The sequence below is a fragment of the Armatimonadia bacterium genome (genome assembly GCA_039679385.1).
GTDB lineage: Bacteria > Armatimonadota > Zipacnadia > Zipacnadales > JABUFB01 > JAJFTQ01.
Window position 1 is genome coordinate 1 of the sequence record JBDKVB010000021.1, and the last position, 5,096, is coordinate 5,096.

Genomic DNA, 5,096 nt, shown 5'->3' on the forward strand with positions numbered 1-5,096 from the left:
CAGTGCCGATGCCTTCCGTGTGATTCAGGAGGGGACGGAGGGCCTCACGGTCCAGCCGACGACCACCGACGGCAAGTCCGCCACCAATCACCTGGCGACCGCGATTCTCGCCCGGCAGAGGAGACGCAAGCTCCGCGGTCGGTACTACACACCGGGCTCCGACACCGAGAGCCTGCGTATCCTGCACCCCTATGCCGTGATCTACCGCAGCCGCGCTCACTATCTGACTGCCTTCTGCGAGACCCGCGGGAAGGAGCGCACCTTCCGCCTCGACCGCTTCCGCACGCTCGAGATGCTTGACGAGACGGCGGACATCCCGGCCAACTACAACCCCAGTGCCGCCTTCACGAATGCCTGGGAGGTCGTTGGCGGGCGCAGGACTCGCGTTGTGATCCGCCTCCGGGGCGAGCTGGCGCGACGGATGCGTGATGCCCAGTTGCACTCCTCGCAGAAGGTCCTGCCCTCTTCGTCGGACCTTTTGGACCTGCAGTTCAGCGTGGCGATTTCGGAGGAGTTCGTGGGCTGGATCCTGGGCCTTGGCCCGGAAGCGCTGGTCCTCTCCCCGCAGACTCTCGCGACGCGCATCCAGACTCAAGCGGCCGCCGTCGCTGCAAGCTACGGGGCAGAGGAAGAGACCGTCGCGAAGTGAGACACAGCACTGAGTTCTCACTTACGGAATGCGACCGCAACGTGGTGGCTGTGCAGGGCGTCTGATATGTTTTCCCACATATAGAGTCAGGTTGACGGGATGCGCTTTCCCTCTCTATCATGACGGGTGCCAGCCACCATGTTGTCTAGGGCAAGCAGATACGGGCATGACGCGCAGGGGAACACATGGATATCAACGAGGTGATGCTCTACCTGCTTGGCAAGCTGTCTGATGGTGTCCTCGCCGGAGGTGGCAAGGACATATGGAAGCGGCTAAAGAGTCTTCTACAGCGTCTCGTCTGCAAACTCCTCAGGAGGAAACCGCCAGCGCCAGAAGCAGAGGACGACTTTCGTAGCATCGCAGGGGATATGGGACGACGTCAGACTAACCCACCCGACCAAGCGCCTCGCGACATCGAGACTTTCACAGCGCGGAAGTGCGAACTGGAGGCGATCAAGCAAGACCTCACTCACCAGGACGGGGCACCTGCTCTCTGCATCCTCACTGGCATGGGTGGCGTCGGCAAGTCGGCTCTCGCGACCCGCGCTGCTCATCAACTCAAGGGCAATTTCCCCGACGGAACCCTCTGGGCTGACCTTGGGACGGAGGGACATGTCGACGTCGCACGTGAGTTCGCCAAAGCCCTGGGGGACGGCGATGAGATGCCAGGCTCCCCAGAGGGCGTCCAACGCCGCTACCGTACAGCCCTCCAAGGTAAGCGCGTCCTCATCGGCCTCGACAACGCTCAATCGAGCGCACAGGTCGAGTACTTGCTCCCGAATTCCGCTCCGGCAGCAGCTGTCGTCACTAGCCGCGAAGACATGCCCAGTCTGGCCCAGTATGGCGCCGTCGCCCGAAAGGTCGGCGTGTTCTCCCCGCCAGAGGCCCTCGCACTCCTTCGGCAGCACGTTGGCGATCGGGCGGACGACGAGCGAGATGCTGCCGAGGAGATCTGCCGGCTTGTCGGTTTTCTCCCGCTGGGCCTCAACATCTGCGGGGCTTCTTGGGGCACAGGCAGGTGGCCGACTCTTCGTGCCGTTGCCGAACGTCTCCGACAAGAGGACTCGCGTCTGGACCGCCTCAAGCTGGGGGACGATGGGGCCCAGGACGTGCGTGCTGTACTGGAAGTCAGTCTCACAACACTCCGCCCCGAGTTGAGCAAGCTGTTCTGTCTCCTTGGGCTTCTCGGCCGAGGAGACTTCGGCTCCACCAAGGTTGTGCCTCTGCTTGGGTCAAGCAAGGATGAGGCTATCGAAGCCCTGGGCGAACTGGTCTCCTTGTCGCTGTTGCAGCCCTCCAACAAGGGCGGCTACTGCCTTCACGATCTCCTCTACCTCCTGGCGAAGGAGCGACTGCAGCGGGAGGTTCCCAAACCCGAGCGAGATGCTGTCCGCCGGCGGCTCGGAAGGGTGACAAAAGCCCAAGCCGAAGCCACGCAACTGCGCGAATGCGGCGACAGCTTTAGAACGCGGGGCATGCTATCGGAGGCCGTCGAGGAGTACCGGCGTGCGCTGGAAGTGAGCGAGAAGATCGACGACCGTCAGGGGCGGGCTGGGACCTTGTTCAATCTGGCCCTTGTCTACGGGGATCAGGGCGAATTCGACAAGGCCATTGGCGCGTACGCGGAAGCATACAAACTGTCTGAGCAGGCTGGCGACCAATCGGTGCCAGAGATATCGTGGGTTATCCTCGCCGTTGTCTGGGACCGTCTGGACGAGACTGTCAGTATGGACATCGCAACGTGGGAGCGCATGCAGAGGATGACCCATGAGATTGGGGATACTCGGGCGGAGCTTGTGGCTTGGCGCTGGCTCGGCTCTTTTCACATGGAGCGACAAGAGTGGTGTGAGGCTTCTGAAGCATACCAACAGATCGAGGCGCTCGCCCAGAAGGTCGACGACCACGAGGCACAACTCGCCTCCTTCGTCGGTCTAGCCAGCGTTTGTGCAGAGCAGGGAAGGCCCCACGACGCTATGGCCCACATGGAGCGGTTTGTGCAACTCTTGGACCCAGTAGAGGATCGCAACGTTCTCTGCAGACTGCTGATGTTGCTCGCAAAACTTCAGTATTCCCTGGGCGAGTTTGACAAGGCCCGTGAGTCTGTCCGGGAGGCTGTGGAGGTCGCACCGAGCGACCTTCTCGATGAGGCCCAGAAGCTGCAGAGACGACTGCGACGACGCCCGGGGAAGCTATCCCTTCTGATCCGTATCCTCCGTACGCGTCCTTTCTGACCCCCTCTCTCCTATTCCCTCTCCCCCTCACCAAGCCGTGAAACAACTCCAACCCTCCGGACGTCTCACTGCTCAGAGTCCTCAACCACCTGCCGAAGTATGCTAAGCTCAAGGCGGACGTACCTTGTATGGAAGCGTCACACCAACTCCCTGCCCACCACCGGAGGGCGCGACCCGTGCGATACACTACACTCTTCTTCACCCTACTGGCCCTCGGAGCCCTGGGAAGCCTCACCCTCACCCCACCCGCTGCCTGGGCCATCAATATCGACTTCGACGGGGATGGCGGCTTCGATGTCCCTCTGCCGCCACCGCCTCCTCCACCAAACGACCCGACGCCTGATCCCACTCCCGACCCAACACCGGACCCGACTCCCGATCCAACGCCACCACCGCCGCCGACTCCTACACCTCCACCACCACCGCCGACACCGGTGCCCGTGCCGACGCCTGCACCGACACCGACGCCTGCTCCCACTCCGCCACCACCGCCGGTCTATGTTCCGACGCCGACTCCTGCGCCGGCACCGGCACCAACACCAACTCCGCAGCCACCATCGCCCGCCGTCCTCAAGGCGAAGACGACGCTGCTCAATAACCTTCAGCCCGTGCCGCCGACGGCCACCGTCGATCTCAAGGCCGAGCGCACCGAGCAGCTCCAGCGCCTTGAGCAAGACATCGACCGCCTCGAGGCCGATCTCGCACGCACCCAGGAGCAGTTCGCCCGAATCAGCAAGCAGGTACAGGGCGATGCCCAGGCCATGAAGGAATGGGTCGATCTCTCCAACGAGACCCTCCGCAACACCTGGGACCGCTCCCTCAGCTTCACCGCCGACATGCTCATCGGCATGCCCATGGAGCGTCTCGCGCATCTCACCCGCCTGCGCAACACCGCGATCAACGACAAGATGGGCAGCCTGCTCAACCAGCTCATCAACTCCCGCGATCCGGCGCAGCGGGCCCAGATTCGAGCTGCCCTGGCTCCTCTGCGCAAGGAACGCGACATCCTCTCCGGCGACTGGATTCGACCGCGTCCGGGCTTCCAGGCCGTCAACACCGTCTCTGCCGGAAGGGGTCTGTCCGTGGGCAGCACCGAGCGGTTGATCCAAAACGTCGGCGAGGCCAAGAGCACCTATGATCTCGCCCAGTGGACGGAGAGCACCTCCGGCGACTTCGAGCGGCTGGAGGAAGGCACCCGGCTGCTGTCCGACATGTGCTTCAGCCAGGTCGACCTGAATCTCGAGGTCACCGCGAAATCCCCCGGCTGGTCGATCGGCACCTATATCCAGTTCGGGCACTTCATCGTCGATACGTCGCAGGATGTCCTGGCCCAGTGCCTCAGCGTCCAGCGCGTGAATCAGCTCGACCGCAACTCCGAGGAGTACCTCAGGGCCGTGGACGCCCTCAGCAAGCACATGAAGACGACCATGGAGACCCTCAAGACCAAACGGGCGGAGTACAAGACAGCCGTCGCCGGGCAAGTCTCGGGAGGTGCCCACTAATGCGCAGAACTTACCTTTGCCTGCTGCTCTGCCTGCTGCCGCTGATTGCCCGGGCAACTCCGCTGATCGAGGCTGTGGAGAGTGGCGACCGTGACCGCGTGATGGAGGTTCTCGCCGAGGACGGCGCCGATCCCGATGAGGCCGACCAGGACGGCACCACGCCCCTGCAGGCTGCGGCGTATGGCAACTTCCCGAGGATCGCGATCGCCCTCCTCGATGCCGGAGCAGACGTGGACCTGCCGGGCGAGTACAACGATACCCCGCTCGGCACGGCGGCGGAGAACGGCAACACGGAGACGCTGATCGTGCTGCTCGACCGCAAGGCCACGATCGACAAGCCCTGCGGTGACGGGGGCTCCACACCGCTGCACATGGCCGCTGGGAACGGTGAGATTGGAGCCCTTGACGTGCTGATTGACCATGACGCCAACCTCGAGGCCAGGGACAAGAAAGGCGAGACGCCGCTGATGTGGGCCGCTCATGGTAGCTGGAAGGGCGAGGACGCCGAGCGGCTGGTCACTGCCTCTCACCTGATCTATGCCGGGGCCGAGATCGATGCCACCTCGCAGTCGGGCGATACGGCGCTCATGGCGGCCGTTCGTGGAGACAACCTGGGGATCGTCAAGCTCCTGGTGGACCACGAGGCAGCGGTGGACTTTCAGGACAATCAGGGCACAAACGCCTTGATGCTCGCCGCCGAGCGAGCGAAACTGG

4 protein-coding genes are annotated in these 5,096 nt (G+C 63.3%); all 4 read left to right on the forward strand.

Annotated features, from left to right (window positions below; all coding sequences use genetic code 11):
• Positions 1-649 (forward strand): WYL domain-containing protein (locus tag ABFE16_02360; GenBank protein ID MEN6344115.1); only part of this gene is annotated, 649 nt, incomplete at its 5' end.
• 185 nt (positions 650-834) lie between these two features.
• Entirely contained in the window at positions 835-2,880 is a 2,046-nt protein-coding gene (locus ABFE16_02365) for a tetratricopeptide repeat protein (protein MEN6344116.1), read from the forward strand.
• A gap of 176 nt (positions 2,881-3,056) precedes the next feature.
• Complete coding sequence (locus tag ABFE16_02370; GenBank protein ID MEN6344117.1) at positions 3,057-4,382, forward strand: hypothetical protein; 1,326 nt, start codon at positions 3,057-3,059, stop codon at positions 4,380-4,382.
• On the forward strand, positions 4,382-5,096 hold a 715-nt coding region (locus ABFE16_02375; protein ID MEN6344118.1), incomplete at its 3' end, for an ankyrin repeat domain-containing protein. The genes ABFE16_02370 and ABFE16_02375, both read left to right, overlap by 1 nt.